Origin of the sequence: Homoserinibacter gongjuensis (assembly GCF_030161875.1) — a bacterium.
In the GTDB taxonomy this organism is placed as follows: domain Bacteria; phylum Actinomycetota; class Actinomycetes; order Actinomycetales; family Microbacteriaceae; genus Homoserinibacter; species Homoserinibacter gongjuensis.
In genome coordinates this window covers 3079320-3092638 of sequence record NZ_BSVA01000001.1, presented here as the reverse complement: position 1 = coordinate 3092638, position 13319 = coordinate 3079320, and the positions used below count along the sequence as shown (strand labels likewise).

Annotated in this window: 16 protein-coding genes and 1 pseudogene; 11 read left to right on the top strand and 6 right to left on the bottom strand. The window is 69.6% G+C overall.

Annotated features, from left to right (window positions below; translation table 11 throughout):
• Positions 1 to 9 precede the first annotated feature (9 nt).
• Together QQK29_RS16540 and QQK29_RS16535 are read right to left on the bottom strand one after the other, a co-directional pair.
• On the bottom strand, positions 10 to 900 hold the full coding sequence (locus tag QQK29_RS16540; protein ID WP_284301716.1) for a hypothetical protein: 891 nt from the start codon (positions 898 to 900) through the stop codon (positions 10 to 12).
• Positions 885 to 1028: a hypothetical protein gene (locus tag QQK29_RS16535; RefSeq protein WP_284301715.1), complete on the bottom strand. Its 144-nt coding sequence runs from the start codon at positions 1026 to 1028 to the stop codon at positions 885 to 887. The genes QQK29_RS16540 and QQK29_RS16535 overlap by 16 nt, the downstream gene beginning before the upstream one ends.
• A 160-nt stretch (positions 1029 to 1188) precedes the next feature.
• Between QQK29_RS16535 and QQK29_RS16530 the strand changes: the two genes are divergently transcribed.
• Positions 1189 to 1554, top strand: coding sequence for a nuclear transport factor 2 family protein (locus tag QQK29_RS16530; protein WP_284301714.1), 366 nt, complete (start codon positions 1189 to 1191; stop codon positions 1552 to 1554).
• A 1-nt stretch (position 1555) separates the two neighbouring features.
• On the opposite strand, the gene QQK29_RS16525 is transcribed toward QQK29_RS16530, so the two are convergent.
• A complete protein-coding gene (locus QQK29_RS16525) occupies positions 1556 to 2689 on the bottom strand; it encodes a MarP family serine protease (protein ID WP_284301713.1) in 1134 nt (377 codons plus the stop codon).
• Between the two features lie 181 nt (positions 2690 to 2870).
• On the opposite strand from QQK29_RS16525, the gene QQK29_RS16520 reads away from it, so the two are divergent.
• The 5 genes from QQK29_RS16520 to QQK29_RS16500 all read left to right on the top strand — a co-directional run bounded on the left by QQK29_RS16520 (position 2871) and on the right by QQK29_RS16500 (position 6161).
• Positions 2871 to 3371 (top strand): zinc ribbon domain-containing protein, encoded by a 501-nt coding sequence (locus QQK29_RS16520; protein ID WP_284301712.1) that lies wholly within the window; start codon positions 2871 to 2873, stop codon positions 3369 to 3371.
• A 111-nt stretch (positions 3372 to 3482) separates the two neighbouring features.
• Positions 3483 to 3752 (top strand): 30S ribosomal protein S15, encoded by a 270-nt coding sequence (gene rpsO, locus QQK29_RS16515; protein ID WP_259477861.1) that lies wholly within the window; start codon positions 3483 to 3485, stop codon positions 3750 to 3752.
• Positions 3753 to 3907: 155 nt separating this feature from the next.
• Positions 3908 to 4057, top strand: coding sequence for a hypothetical protein (locus tag QQK29_RS16510; RefSeq protein ID WP_284301711.1), 150 nt, complete (start codon positions 3908 to 3910; stop codon positions 4055 to 4057).
• Between the two features lie 91 nt (positions 4058 to 4148).
• Positions 4149 to 5723 (top strand): hypothetical protein, encoded by a 1575-nt coding sequence (locus QQK29_RS16505; RefSeq protein WP_284301710.1) that lies wholly within the window; start codon positions 4149 to 4151, stop codon positions 5721 to 5723.
• Between the two features lie 9 nt (positions 5724 to 5732).
• Positions 5733 to 6161 (top strand): hypothetical protein, encoded by a 429-nt coding sequence (locus QQK29_RS16500; RefSeq protein WP_284301709.1) that lies wholly within the window; start codon positions 5733 to 5735, stop codon positions 6159 to 6161.
• Here QQK29_RS16500 and trxA read toward each other — a convergent pair whose 3' ends face one another.
• Entirely contained in the window at positions 6162 to 6536 is a 375-nt protein-coding gene (trxA, locus tag QQK29_RS16495; RefSeq protein ID WP_284301708.1) for a thioredoxin, read from the bottom strand.
• 128 nt (positions 6537 to 6664) lie between these two features.
• Between trxA and QQK29_RS16490 the strand changes: the two genes are divergently transcribed.
• The gene (locus QQK29_RS16490) at positions 6665 to 7894 is read left to right on the top strand and encodes an LLM class flavin-dependent oxidoreductase (protein ID WP_284302005.1); all 1230 of its coding nucleotides are present in this window, start codon (positions 6665 to 6667) and stop codon (positions 7892 to 7894) included.
• Positions 7891 to 8532 (top strand): FMN reductase, encoded by a 642-nt coding sequence (locus QQK29_RS16485; protein ID WP_284301707.1) that lies wholly within the window; start codon positions 7891 to 7893, stop codon positions 8530 to 8532. The genes QQK29_RS16490 and QQK29_RS16485 overlap by 4 nt, the downstream gene beginning before the upstream one ends.
• A 52-nt stretch (positions 8533 to 8584) precedes the next feature.
• Here the strand turns inward: QQK29_RS16485 and QQK29_RS16480 are convergent.
• Positions 8585 to 10381 (bottom strand): annotated as a pseudogene (locus QQK29_RS16480) (glycoside hydrolase family 15 protein); the annotation flags it as partial.
• Between the two features lie 52 nt (positions 10382 to 10433).
• Between QQK29_RS16480 and QQK29_RS16475 the strand changes: the two are divergent.
• Entirely contained in the window at positions 10434 to 11798 is a 1365-nt protein-coding gene (locus QQK29_RS16475; protein ID WP_284301706.1) for a glucose-6-phosphate dehydrogenase, read from the top strand.
• Here QQK29_RS16475 and QQK29_RS16470 read toward each other — a convergent pair.
• Positions 11795 to 11977: a DUF5302 domain-containing protein gene (locus QQK29_RS16470; RefSeq protein ID WP_284301705.1), complete on the bottom strand. Its 183-nt coding sequence runs from the start codon at positions 11975 to 11977 to the stop codon at positions 11795 to 11797. The two genes, QQK29_RS16475 and QQK29_RS16470, sit on opposite strands and share 4 nt — an antisense overlap.
• 64 nt (positions 11978 to 12041) lie before the next feature.
• Between QQK29_RS16470 and QQK29_RS16465 the strand changes: the two genes are divergently transcribed.
• On the top strand, positions 12042 to 12644 hold the full coding sequence (locus QQK29_RS16465) for a hypothetical protein (RefSeq protein ID WP_284301704.1): 603 nt from the start codon (positions 12042 to 12044) through the stop codon (positions 12642 to 12644).
• Between the two features lie 4 nt (positions 12645 to 12648).
• Positions 12649 to 13284 (top strand): hypothetical protein, encoded by a 636-nt coding sequence (locus tag QQK29_RS16460; protein ID WP_284301703.1) that lies wholly within the window; start codon positions 12649 to 12651, stop codon positions 13282 to 13284.
• Positions 13285 to 13319: the final 35 nt, after the last annotated feature.

Sequence of the window (13319 nt, the reverse complement as noted above, 5' to 3'; positions counted from 1 at the left end):
AGGGCGGCGTCAGCGCACCAACGACATCCCGAACCACACCGCCACGACGATCGCCGTGATGAGGATGGTCGCCCACGGGATGCCTCGACGCAGGCGCGCTCCCTGAGGCGCCACGAGGTTGATGCGCCGGTCGCCGATGCGCTCGTCGGCATAGAAGTCGGTGCGGTCGACGGTCTTCGCGCCCACGGTGTCGACGATGCGCAGCATGCGTTGCAGCTGCGGCCCATCGCCCATCCGGAACGGAGCCGAGGCGTAGACGAACATCCAGTCGTCGACCACCTCGACATCGAACGCTCCCGCCTCGTCGATGAGCAGCGCCATGAGGTCGGGAGTGAAGACGTACAGGGCATCCCGTTCGTACTCACGCGGGCAGTACAGCGTGAAGTGACGGTCGAAGTCGCCCTCGAGCGACAGCACCTGGTCGCGTGAGAAATGCGCGGGCAGGTTGCTGCCGAGGAAGTTGTTGGCCTTCGCGTCGAGCAGCATGTGCGGCACCCGGCGGTCGAGGTGCAGCGCCATGAAGCCCCAGGTGCGGGTCTTCTTGTTCTTGCCCGAACCTGTCGTGTAGCGGAAGTTGCCGATGTCGAGGAAGCGCGGCGCCGGGCGCACGATGTGGTCGAGAGCCTGTCGTCCGCGTCCGATGCGGAAGATCATGCCCGGGTAGTTCGGCTCGGCGTCGCGCGTCGAGAACGTGAAGCCGTTGAGCTCGGCGAACCTGACCAGCCGCATGAGCCGCTCCGAGCTGCCCCGTCCGCTCCGCGCGGTCGTCGCGATCACGACGACCGCGACCACGAGCATGAACAGCGGTGCGAGGATCGAGAAGAACGACCCTGCGGGCAGCGCCGTGAACCCACGCGTCGTGATCGCGAGGATCCCGCCGGCGATCAGCGCGATCGGCACCACGACGAGTGCCGCCCAGGGGAGGCGGAGAACCGCACCGCGCGGTGCTCCCGGCGCCAGGCACGCACCTGCTCGCGGCTCAACGGCTCGGTCAGAGGCGTCAGGTTCCAGCTCGTGGTGGCGGTCATCACCCCATTGAACCGGATGCCGCCCGACAGACTCATCGCCCAGTGGCGGGTCGATGACTCCGGCTCTTCTGGGCGATGAGTTGATCTACCTCCAGGGTGCACCCGGTCGCGCCGGGCGTCAACCCTCGCGGATGTCGGCGGATGAGACTAGACAGGGCGCATGACCGATCGCACGAGCATCGAACAGTGGGTCGCCCGCTATCGCACGGCGTGGGAATCGAACGACCCCGACGACATCCGCGCACTCTTCACGCCCGACGCCGAGTACTACACGGCGCCGTCGGAGCCGCCCTGGCGCGGCCACGACGAGATCGTGTCGCAGTGGATCGAGAACGCCGACCAACCCGGCGAGACCAGCTACACGAGTCGCGTCGTCGCCGTCGACGGCGATCTGGGCATCGTCCGTCTGACCGTCGACTACACCGAGGGGCGGCTGTACGACAACATCTGGTTCATCGAGCTGGAGCCTGATGGACGCGCGCGCCACTTCACCGAGTGGTACATGCGGCGACGCGAGTCCGCCTAAGTCACCCCACGACGCAGTGACCGGGCTTCACCGGGGTGGTGAGGCTGCGGGCGTCGTCGAGCAGTGGCTCGAGTTGCGTGATCGTCGTGGCATAGCCCAGGTTCGCGTGTTCGGAGTTGCGCGCGAAGACGAGGCCCGCCACGCGCCCGTCGAGCGTGATGAGCGGCCCACCCGAGTTGCCCGGCTGCACATCGGCCGCGAGGGTCGCCACTTCGCGAACGTTCGAGGTCTCGCCGTAGATATCGGCCACGCGCTCGTTCGAGATCGCGAGCACCTCGGCGGGCGTCGAGATGAAGGGGCCGCCGTGCGGATAGCCGTCCACGACGCCCTCGTCGCCGATCCCCACATCTGCGAGGGCGAGCGGAGCGGCTTCGAGCCCTGGCACCGTGAGGATCGCGACGTCGGCGTTCGGATCGAACCACACGACGCGCGCGTCGAGCGCCTGTCCGTCCGGGAGTTCGACGATCGGGCTGTCGACGCCCGCCACGACGTGCGCGTTGGTGACCACGCGCTCGGGCGCGACGACGAATCCGCTGCCCGACTGGTTCTGGCCGCAGGCGTAGGCGGTTCCGCTGATGCGCGCCACCGAACGCGCGGCATCCGCGAGCGGGTTCGTGGAGGTGTCGACCTGGGGCGGGTTCTGTCCCTGCGCTACACCGCCGAGGTTCTCATCGATCGTCGGGATCTCGTACTCGAGGATCGTCGCACGCACGCGCGCGATCCCCTCGGCGATGGGGGTCGGCGTCAGCCGGTCGATCGTGCTGATGACGATCGAGCGCTTGACGGCCTGTGAGAGCACGGGAACACCCAGCTGGGCGACGCTGCTGGCCACGAGCGTCACCACGAGAGCCGCGGCGAGCAGGTTGGCCACCGCCCCGAGAAGCCGTTCAGGCGTCGAGAGATCTCGGTCGCGTCGCGGATTCTCGGGATGCCGCCCCCGCAACGCCGCGCCGATCGTGACGCCGAGCAGGTGTCCGCCGATGAGCAGCAGCACCGAGAGTGCGATCGAGATCCCGATGCGCCAGTCGGGGAGGGGATCGCTGCCGCCAACAGGGGAACCGCGAAGAACGCCGCGATGCCCCCGGCGGCCACCCCGAGAATCGCGCTCACGCTGCGCAGGATGCCGTTGCGCCATCCCTCGCCGAGGTACACGAGCAGCACGAGCACGAGCAGGACGTCGAGCAGGCGGGCAGCGATCACGCGCTCCAGTCTGACAAACACCTCCGATGCGCCGCCGGGACGCGCGGGACGGAGGCCGCTGAGCGTTCGCCCAGACGGCTTGCCTCCCATGACCTCGTGCCCCCACAATGGGGGGCATGACGGCTGCTGCCCCCACGGCCCGTCTGCCCTTCGGCACGACGGTCGAGCGCGTGCGCGGCGGCCTCGCCTGCCCGGCATGCCGGGCCCCGTCGAGTCTCGACGAGCCGTTCTGCGCGCACTGTGGAGCACGGGTCGTGATCGGTGCGCGTGCCGGACGTCGCCCCGCGGATGTGGCGGCCACCCGTAGCCTGCAGTTCGCCTTCCTGGTGATCGCGGCGAACGTCGTGGTCGGCGGGCTCACCTTCGCCGCCGTGTTCGTCGTCTCGGACGCGGCTCGGCTGATCGACGCCGCGCTCTTCCTCGAGGCCATCAAGCTCATCGCGGTCGGCGCGCTCGCGACCGCGTCGATCCGCTTCGGCGTGCGCGGCATCCGCGACACCGCCGACGGGATGCTGCGGCGGCGTGGGTGGGCGGTTGCCGGCATCGCGATCTCGGCGTGTTTCGCACTGCTGGTGACCCTCTCGTTCGCGCTGACGCTCGTGCTCGCCCTGCGCTGAGCGCGCATCCGCTCTGCTAGGATTGGCAGGTTGCCGTCAAACGGCCGCGGATCGAGAGAGCCCCCGCATCGGGTGGGGAGCACCGCGCAACGAGAGAAAGGGGATCCCTCTATGGCACTGGATGCAGACGTCAAGAAGGCGATCATCGACGAGTACGCCACCCACCCCGGAGACACCGGATCCCCCGAGGTGCAGGTCGCGATCCTCACCAAGCGGATCAAGGACCTCACCGAGCACCTCAAGGAGCACAAGCACGACCACCACTCGCGTCGTGGGCTCCTGCTGCTCGTGGGCCAGCGTCGCCGGCTGCTCGGCTACCTCCAGGACATCGACATCGCGCGCTACCGCTCGCTGATCGAGCGACTGGGGCTTCGCCGGTAACAACGGCGAAAGCGTCGATCGACAACGCGAACTTCTTCTTCGAAGGCCGTCACCGAGAGGTGGCGGCCTTCGTCGTTCCCCCGCGCGTTACCCCCGTCGCGCGGGGCACCCTCTTGGGGATGGTCACGTTCCCATCCCCCGCGCACACTCATCACATGGAGGAGTGTCGGCACGGCCTCATCGCGGCGGTCTGCGCCGTGTGCTGCCGCGCCGTGGCTCAGCTCGAGCTCGAGGCCACGGCGGCGCAACAGGCACCTCCGCCCGGGCCGGAACTCGCCGTCGCGGGCGGAGCCGTTCCCCGCTAATCTCACCCGCATGAGCGCGGATGCGTCGCGAGCCAGGGCTCGCGTGGCGGAGTTCGCGCACGAGCGTGTGGACCGCGTTCGCCTGGCTCGCGTGCCGGTGGCGGTGCGTCCGTGGATCGTGTGCTGCTGGGTGCTGACGGGCGTCGTCGCCGTCGTGTTGCTCGTGCCCGGCCTCGCGGACGAGGTGGCGGTGGAGCCTGGGGAGGCCGCTCGCATCCTCGACCGATTCCTCGCTCCGGCCTGGCTGCGCGCGCTGCTGCTCGTGGCCGCGGGGATGTTCGCGGCCTCGAGCGCGGTGCTCGCCTTGCTGCGTCAGGCGGCGAGCACGGACGACACCTCGCGTGTGCGTCGCGAGGTGGCATTGGCGGTCTCGGTGTTCCCGGCGCTCGCGCTCACCGCCGACCGTGTCGTGGTGCCGGCCCTGCTCGCGGGCGCCGCCTTCGTCGCTCTCGAGTTCGTGGCACACCTCGGGCGCCCTTCCCGTCGCCGCGCCGCGCTGAGCGGCGCCCTCGCCTTCGTCTGCTGGCTCGTGATCGCCGTGACCCAGTTCGCGGATGTCGCCTACGACTGGTCGTGGACGGTGCTGTTCGGGCTCGCCGCGGCGTTCGCCGCCTTCGGAAGCTACTACGGCATCCAGCGGGCCGCCGAGTCGCGCACGCGGGCCGTCTCGTTCCTCTTCGACACCCGGATGCCGCGCGGCGCCGTGCTCGCGCTGACGCTCGTGGTCGTCGCGGTCGTGGTGCTGCGCCTCACCGTGCTGCGGGAGCTCTTCGCCGAGCCCGATCCGACACTGTGGAGTCCGTTCGCGAAGGAGTCGCCCCTGTCGTGGTTGCACGCGGCGATCGTGGCCGGCCTCATCGCGGCCGTCGGGGCGGCCTCGAGTCGACGACCGCTGCGTCGCTTGGGCGAGCGGCGCATCGCGGCGGGGCTCGCCGCGGTCGGAAACGCCGAACTCGTGATCGGATCCGCGGTGATCCTCGGCGTGTTCCTCGTAGCAGTCGCGGCCGGAACCGCCTCGTTCCCCCTCGCGTGGATCGATGCGGTGCCCGCGATCAAGGCGGCCGGCGTGCTCGTGCTCGCGCTCGTGGCGCTGCTTCCGTGGCTGCGGGGAACATCGGCGCGCGTGCTCGCGGCCGTCACCGCGGTCTACCTGCTGCCGGCGACGGGTCAGGGGGCGCTGCTGGCCGCCGGGGTCGAGCTTCCGCCGGGAATCGCGGGGTTCCCGGCGACGCCCGTGCAGATCATGCTCCTGCTCGTCGTGTTCGCCACCGGCCTCGCCGGCGCGGTCTTCGTGCGCCCCGGTCTCGCGAGCTCCGCGCTCATCCTGCGGTTGGCGATCGTGCCGCTCATCGCCGTGCACGCGGGGTGGCTGCTGCCGGTCGCGTGGTCAGGGGTCGGCAGGTGGCTGCTCGTGCTCGGCATCCTTGCCGCGCTGCTGCTCTTCCTGCCGCCGCCGAGCTCCGATCCGGCCCAGCGCGGCATCGGCCTGCTCGGGGCCTCGGCGGCGCAACTGCTCGCGATCACACTGACCGCGATCGCGATCCCGAGCCTGTACGACGACGGCCAGTTTGTCGTGCTCGGGCTGCTCTGGCTGTCGGTGACGGTCGTCATCTCGCTCGTCGTGGAGACCCGCACGCGTGCCGAGTCGACGCCCGCGGCGGGATAGCATCCCGTCATGGGATTGTTCCGCCGCCGGGGAGTCGACACGAGCCTTCCACGCGAGGACCGCGGCTTCGGCAGCTTCGACGACTACGTATACAACCTCGCACCGCGCAACAAGCGCGTCACCATCGTGTTGGCGAACTCGAACCCCTACCAGGACGAGCTGCGCGAACTCGCAGCGTCGGGCGAGACGAGTATCGAGACCGCGATCTCCCCGCGCACGCTGCAGGCCGAGGGGCAGGACGCCCCCATCGAGGTGCGGTTGTTCACGGGGCGCCGAGTGAGCGGCCCCGTCGGGATGGTGCCACGCGGCCTCGAGTCGGTGATCGACGAGAACCTGCGTCGTCTGGACGACAAGGGGCTCAAGGCGCGCATCCCGGCGCGGATCGAGCAGAAGCGCGAGGGCTACCGCGTGGTGCTGCTGATGGGCGCGCTCAAGTAGCTACTCGGCGAGCTCCGACTCGGCGGCCGCGATCTGCGCGCGCACCTCATCCATGTCGAGGGCACGGATCTGCCCGATGAGGTCTTCGAGCACGTGACCCGGCAGCGCCCCGGCCTGCGAGAACACGCCGATACCGTCACGGAACGCCATGAGCGTGGGGATGGAGCGGATGTTGAGCGCACCGGAGAGCTCCTGCTCCGCATCCGTGTCGACCTTCGCGAAGGTGATGTCGGGGTGCTTCTCGCTCGAGGCCTCGAAGACCGGGCCGAACGCCTGGCACGGTCCGCACCAGGCCGCCCAGAAGTCGACGAGCACGATGTCGCCCTCCAAGACGGTGTTCTCGAAGGTGCTGCGGGTGAGTTCGACGGTCGCCATGATTCCAGGCTAGGGGAGCAGCGGGACGTGCGCTGGATGCCGGGAATACTCGCGGGCGCTCTCCGGTTTCATCGGGTATCAATGCAAACGCATGGAAAAACAGGAGTGGACGGAACCCCATGAGCCAGATGCAGTTCGGCATCTTCAGCGTGAGCGACATCACGCGCGATCCGACGACCGGCGAGACACCGAGCGAGGCCCAGCGCATCCGCGACATCGTCACGATCGCCAAGCATGTCGAGGAGGTGGGCATGGATGTCTTCGCCATCGGCGAGCACCACAACCCGCCGTTCTTCTCGAGCTCGCCGACCACGACGCTGGCCTACATCGGGGCCCAGACGACGAACCTCATCCTGTCGACGGCCACGACGCTCATCACCACCAACGACCCGGTGAAGATCGCCGAGGACTACGCGATGCTGCAGCACCTCACGGGTGGTCGCGTCGACCTCGTGATGGGCCGCGGCAACACGGGTCCCGTCTACCCGTGGTTCGGTCAGGACATCCGGCAGGGCCTGCCGCTCGCCATCGAGAACTACGCGCTCCTGCGTGAGCTGTGGGAGAAGGACGTCGTCGACTGGGAGGGCAAGTTCCGCACCCCGCTCAACGGCTTCACCTCGACCCCGCGTCCCCTCGACGGCGTGCCGCCGTTCGTGTGGCACGGCTCGATCCGCACGCCCGAGATCGCCGAGCAGGCCGCGTTCTACGGTGACGGCTTCTTCGCCAACAACATCTTCTGGCCGAAGGAGCACTACCAGCGTCTCATCACGCTCTACCGTCAGCGCTTCGCCCACTACGGACACGGCACGCCCGAGCAGGCGATCGTGGGCCTGGGCGGGCAGGCGTTCATCGCGAAGAACTCGCAGGATGCGGTCACCGCGTTCCGTCCGTACTTCGACAATGCGCCCGTGTACGGCCACGGCCCCTCGCTCGAGGAGTTCCAGGAGCTCACGCCGCTGACGGTCGGCTCGCCTCAGCAGGTGATCGACCGCTACGCCGCCATGCGCGAGCACTACGGCGACTACCAGCGCCAGCTCTTCCTCATGGACCACGCGGGTCTGCCGCTCAAGACCGTGCTCGAGCAGCTCGACCTGCTGGGTTCGGAGGTCGTGCCGGTGCTCCGCAAGGAGCTCGCCGAGAACCGCCCGGCCGAGGTGCCGGACGCGCCCACCCATGCCGCGCGCGTCGCCGCGGTCTACGGTGACGGTCGGACCCGCCAGGCTCGGCCCACCTCCGCCGGCGGCAACAACCTGACCGTCGGCGGCCCGTACCAGGACACTCCCGCGGGCGTCGCCACGCAGGAACCTCGTGGCTCCGCCTTCGGCGTCGCCGCAACTCGGAAGGAGACCGTGTCATGACCCGGCGCATCGCCGTGGTGAGCGCAGGGCTCTCGAACCCCTCGTCGACCCGCATGCTCGCCGACCGCTTGTCGTCGGCCACCGTGGCCGAACTGCGTGAGCGCGGGATCGAGGCGACCGTCGACGTGGTGGAGCTGCGCGATCTCGCGCACGACATCACGAACAACCTGCTCGCCGGCTTCGCGCCGCCCGCCCTCGAGGACGCCATCAACCGGGTCGTGTCGGCCGACGGGCTCATCGTCGTCACCCCGATCTTCTCGACGAGCTATTCGGGCCTGTTCAAGTCGTTCATCGACGTGATCGACCCCGACGCGCTCACGGGCATGCCCGTGCTGATCGGCGCCAACGCGGGAACCGCGCGGCATTCGCTCGCGATCGACTACGCGATCCGTCCGCTGTTCGCCTACCTGCACGCCGAGCCCGTCGCGACCGGCGTCTTCGCGGCGTCGAGCGACTGGGGTGCCCAGGCGGATGACGTGAAGCCGCTCGGTGCCCGCGTCGAGCGGGGTGCGCGGGAGTTTGCGGCAGCGATCGCGGCTCGCGAGCCGCGTGCGGTCGTCGACCCGTTCGACCCGGATGCGTTCCTCGGCGAGGGACGCTCGTTCGGCCACCTGCTGGGCGGTCTGGCCGGCGAGTAGCCGAGGCTTCGCGAGAACGATCAGCTCGGCTTCGGGCGAGCCGAGGTGCGTGGCGGCTGGGGGAGCCGCTGCCCACGAGCGAGTCGGCCGCCTGCACGAGTGCGAGGTGGGAGAGCGCCTGCGGCGTGTTCCCGACATGGCGACGCTCCTCCACGTCGTACTCCTCCGAGAGCATCCCGACGTCGTTGGCGAGTGCGCACACGCGGTCCATGAGCGCGATCGCATCGTCGCGCCGCCCGCTCGCCGCGTACTGCTCGACGAGCCAGAACGAGCAGGCGAGGAACGGATGCTCGTCGCCCGGCAGGCCGTCGACTCCCGAACTCGTGCGGTAGCGGTGCACCAGCCCGTCGCGCACCAGGGTGCGTTCGATCTCGGCGACCGTCGCGAGCATCCGAGGGTCTTCGGCGTCGCAGAAGCCCACCATGGGCAGCACGAGCAACGACGCATCCACCTCGTCGGAGCCGTAGCTCTGCGTGAAGTAGCCTTCCGCCGAGACGCCGTGCGCATCGATCTCGTCGCGCAGGCGGTCGCGGGTCTTCTCCCAGAGCTCGACGGGGCCGTCGAGGCCGTGTCGCTGCACGGCGCGCACGCCGCGGTCGAACGCGGCCCACATCATGGCCCGGGAGTGGGTGAACATGCGCGGTTCGCCGCGGATCTCCCAGATGCCGTTGTCGGGATCGTCGATGCGGTCGAGCGCCTTCTGCAGCAGCGAACGCTGCAGGGGCCAGGAGAATTCGGTCTCCTCGAGCCCCGCCTCGCGCGCCACGTCGAGCGCCACGAGCACCTCGCCGATCACGTCGGCCTGGTACTGGCGCGCCGCATCATTGCCGATGCGCACCGGGGAGGCGCCCTGATAGCCGGGAAGCGACTCGAGCTCCCGCTCCCACAGGTCACGCTCGCCCGCGATGCCGTAGACGATCTGCAACTGACCCGGGTCGCCCGCGACGGCGCGCAGCAGCCACATCCGCCAGTGCTCGGCGATGCCGAGGAAGCCGTGCGCGAGGAACGCCTCGAGCGTCAGGGCGGCATCCCGCAGCCACACGAAGCGGTAGTCCCAATTGCGCACGCCGCCGAACTGCTCGGGCAGCGAGGTCGTCGCCGCCGCGACGATGCCTCCCGTGTCGCGGTGCGTGAGGGCCCGCAGGATGAGCAGCGACCGCATGACCTGCTCGCGGTACTCGGGTGGCGCATCGATGCGATCGGCCCAGCTCTGCCACCACACCCGGGTCTGCTCGATCGCGTCGTCGACGTCGAGTGGCGGGGGCGAGGGCTCTGCCGAGGGATGCCAGCTGAGCACGAGGTCGACCGTGTCGCCCTCGCCGACGGTGCAGGTGCCGCGGTGCACGTGGTCGTCGGCCTTCAGCGCGGCACCACGCACCGATATCGCATCCGGACCGGCGATCGCGATGATCTCGGGCACCGCGGTCCCGCGTCGCTGCCGCACCCAGGGAACGGAACGTGCGTAGGCGAAGCGGAAGCGGATGCTGTGAGTGAACTCCACGGTTCCCGAGATGCCCACGATGTGCCGCACCAGGTCGGAGGTTCGCGATCCCGCGCGGCGTTCGTCGGTGACGGTGAGCAGCTCGTGCACCTCGGCCACGCCGTCGGCGCACTCCCACCGGGTCACGAGCGTGAAGGTGCCGTCGTCGTAGGCGCGCGTCGCGCGGGCCTGGGGGTCGCTGGGTCGCAACTGCCAGCATCCGTGCTCCTCGTCGCCCAGCAGGGCGCCGAAGGCGGAGGGCGAGTCGAATCGGGGCAGGCAGAGCCAGTCGATCGAACCATCACGTGAGACGAGAGCGGCCGTGCGCGAGTCGCTGAGAAGGGCGTAGTCCTCGATCGGTGAAGCCATTCGACCCATTCTCACAGGTGAGGCTGAAAACCGGGAGAGTAGCGTCGCCGACATGAACGCGGAGACGACACTGGCCATTCTCGGTGCGTCGGGCGATCTCGCCGGGCGTCTGCTGCTGCCCGCCCTCGGCGAGCTCCTCATGGAGGAGCGGGACCGCACGGTGCACCTGATCGGGGCCGGGAGCACGGCGATGGACGACGGCGCCTGGCGGCAACGGGTGACCGACACCTTCAGTTCGGTCGGCGCCGAGGATGCGCTTGATCGGGTGACACTCGGGCCGTTTCTCGTCATCGACGCGTCGAAAGCGGAGGGCATCCGCACGATCGTGGATGCGGCATCCGAGGGCCCGCTCGTCCTCTACTTCGCGCTGCCGCCCGCGGTGACGGCCTCGGCGTGCGCCGCGATCGACCCCTCCGACCTGCCCGCGGGCACGATGCTCGCGCTCGAGAAGCCCTTCGGCACCGACGAGCGGAGCGCGCGCGAGCTCAACGACACGCTGCGCCGGCTCGTTCCCGAGTCGCAGATCTTCCGGGTCGACCACTTCCTCGGACGTTCCACCGTGCTCAACGTGATCGGGTCGCGCACGGCGAACCGCATCTTCGAACCCATCTGGTCGCATCGTGACATCGAGTCGATCAGCATCCGCTACGACGAGTCGCTCGGACTGGAGGGGCGAGCGGGGTACTACGACGGCGCGGGCGCGCTCGTCGACATGATCCAGAGCCACTTGTTGCAGGTGCTCGCGATCGTGGCGATGGAGCCTCCCGCAACACTCGATGAGATCGACCTGCGCGACGCGACGGCCGCAGTGCTGCGTGCGACCCATATCTGGAAGGACGACCCCGCTGCCTCGTCGCGTCGCGCACGCTACACGGCGGGCACGGTGGGGGAGCGCCGGATGCCGTCGTACGTCGACGAGCCCGGCGTGGATGCCTCGCGTGGCACCGAGACGCTCGCCGAGATCGTGTGCGAGGTGCGCACGGCCCGCTGGGCGGGCGTTCCCATCACCCTGCGCTCGGGGAAGGCACTCGGGGATCCCGCGCGGGAGATCGTCGTGCGGATCAAGCCCGTGCGGCACGTGCCCACGGGGCTGACCGGCGACGCGCCGGGCACCGTGTTGCGGTTCTCGCTCGGGCCCGACCGGCTCGCCGTCGAACTCAACGTCAACGGCGGCGCGGATCCCTTCGCCCTGCACCGCGCCGTGCTCGAGGCCGACCTCGGTCTCGGAGCGCAGCGCGCCTACGCGGAGGTGCTCGCCGGCATCCTCGACACCGATCCGACGCTGGCCGTGCGCGGTGACGCCGCTGAGCAGTGCTGGCGCATCATCGCTCCCGTGCAGGAGGCCTGGAGGCGCGGCGACGTGCCGCTCGAGGAGTACCCGGCGGGGTCGACAGGACCCGACGGGTGGCCGGCCTAGCCGGACTTGCGGCGGAACTCGCGCTTCTTCTCGGCCCGGCCGTGAGCTTCATGCACCGTGCCTTCGCCGTCGAGGTGCCCCGGGCGATCCTGGGCTTGCTGCTTCTTGCGCTCGAGCGCCTCGCGGAACTTGCGCTTGGTCTCTTCGGAAGCGGCACCCGGCTTGTCGTCGGAACTCATGCCGTCAGCATAGGCGGCGCGACCGCGCCATCGCATCCGGCGCTGCACGCGCGACAATGGGTTCATGCGACGGCGCGAACGCATGGTCGCCTGCCTCGGGGCGGTGCTCCTGGCGGTGGCCGCCTGCGGGGTCACGACGGTTCTCGTCGTGCACGGAAGCCGAGCGGTGGCGCGTCCTCAGCACCCTGATGTGGTGCCGGCTGACCTCACGATGGCGGCGTTCCACTCCTGCATGCCGCCGTGGAACGGGGAGGGCGGGTTCGCGATCAGCATGGACGCCACCGGTCACGTCGAGTTCTCGGCGCTCGGTGGCGGGTCCGACCCCGAGGCGGCCGACGCGTACACCGCAGCGATCAACTCCTGCATGACGGGCTTCACCTTCGAGTCCGCCCCCTTCGCGTACCGCGACGTCGTGTCGTCGAGCGTCGATCGGCTCATCGCCTACGACTACGCGTGGCGATGGATGCTTCCGTGCCTAGCCGGTCACGACCGACTCCCGTCGCACATCCCCAGCTTCAGTGACTTCGCCAAGCCCGAAGGCGCGCCCTGGAGCAACTACTACAGCCCGACCTCACGTGATGACTTCGACGAGCTGCTCGAGGTGCGTTACACGTGCGGCCCCGGAACCGGCCCCCTCCAGCCCCACGGCGAATTCTCGACAAGATGAGCGGATGCGACACAGCGAACGGATGAGGGCGGTCGCCGGGGCGGTGGTCGTCGCGGCTGTCGCACTCGCGGTGGCAGTGGGCTTGGCGGGCCACGCACCGCACGCGGTGACGCCCGCATCCGCCGACGACCGCGTGCCCGAGGACCTGTTCTGGCCGTGGGTGGCCTCGTGCGGGGTCGACATCCGCAGGCCGCTCGTCAGCATGGGCTACAACGAGGATGGGGTCGTCGACATCTCCGTCGGCATGCTCGACCCCGACGCGCCCTATGGAACGCCGCTCACCGATGAGAACGGCAATGCGGTCGTCGACGACGCGGCCTCCCAGGCGATCAACAGCTGTCTGAGCGCACATCGGCTGGCCCCCGCGCCGCGCACCTACCGCGAGGGCACCTCCGCGGAGCGACTTCTGCTCTACGAATGGACGGCGAGATGGCAAGCCCCGTGCCTCCGCGCGCACGGGTACGAGTTCGACATCCCGGATGTCGAGCACTTCCTCCATCCCCACGAGGTCTGGTGGTTCCTGCTCTCCACCCACGACTGGATCGATGACGACGATCTCGACTTCGAGCAGATGCTCGACGCGCGTCTCAGCTGCGACCCGGTGCCGCCCTTCCTCGCCGCAGAGGGGGTCTACTGGTAGCATGAACCCCGGCCGTCTTCCGACGGCTGTCCTGA

Coding starts and splice junctions, on each gene's coding strand:
- QQK29_RS16465 (WP_284301704.1), top strand. CDS start 12,042: ATGCGACGGCGCGAACGCATGGTCGCCTGCCTCGGGGCGGTGCTCCTG.
- QQK29_RS16460 (WP_284301703.1), top strand. CDS start 12,649: ATGCGACACAGCGAACGGATGAGGGCGGTCGCCGGGGCGGTGGTCGTC.
- QQK29_RS16470 (WP_284301705.1), bottom strand. CDS start 11,977: ATGAGTTCCGACGACAAGCCGGGTGCCGCTTCCGAAGAGACCAAGCGC.
- QQK29_RS16535 (WP_284301715.1), bottom strand. CDS start 1,028: ATGACCGCCACCACGAGCTGGAACCTGACGCCTCTGACCGAGCCGTTG.
- rpsO (WP_259477861.1), top strand. CDS start 3,483: ATGGCACTGGATGCAGACGTCAAGAAGGCGATCATCGACGAGTACGCC.
- trxA (WP_284301708.1), bottom strand. CDS start 6,536: ATGGCGACCGTCGAACTCACCCGCAGCACCTTCGAGAACACCGTCTTG.
- QQK29_RS16475 (WP_284301706.1), top strand. CDS start 10,434: ATGAACGCGGAGACGACACTGGCCATTCTCGGTGCGTCGGGCGATCTC.
- QQK29_RS16525 (WP_284301713.1), bottom strand. CDS start 2,689: ATGGCGCAACGGCATCCTGCGCAGCGTGAGCGCGATTCTCGGGGTGGC.
- QQK29_RS16490 (WP_284302005.1), top strand. CDS start 6,665: ATGCAGTTCGGCATCTTCAGCGTGAGCGACATCACGCGCGATCCGACG.
- QQK29_RS16530 (WP_284301714.1), top strand. CDS start 1,189: ATGACCGATCGCACGAGCATCGAACAGTGGGTCGCCCGCTATCGCACG.
- QQK29_RS16500 (WP_284301709.1), top strand. CDS start 5,733: ATGGGATTGTTCCGCCGCCGGGGAGTCGACACGAGCCTTCCACGCGAG.
- QQK29_RS16485 (WP_284301707.1), top strand. CDS start 7,891: ATGACCCGGCGCATCGCCGTGGTGAGCGCAGGGCTCTCGAACCCCTCG.
- QQK29_RS16510 (WP_284301711.1), top strand. CDS start 3,908: ATGGAGGAGTGTCGGCACGGCCTCATCGCGGCGGTCTGCGCCGTGTGC.
- QQK29_RS16520 (WP_284301712.1), top strand. CDS start 2,871: ATGACGGCTGCTGCCCCCACGGCCCGTCTGCCCTTCGGCACGACGGTC.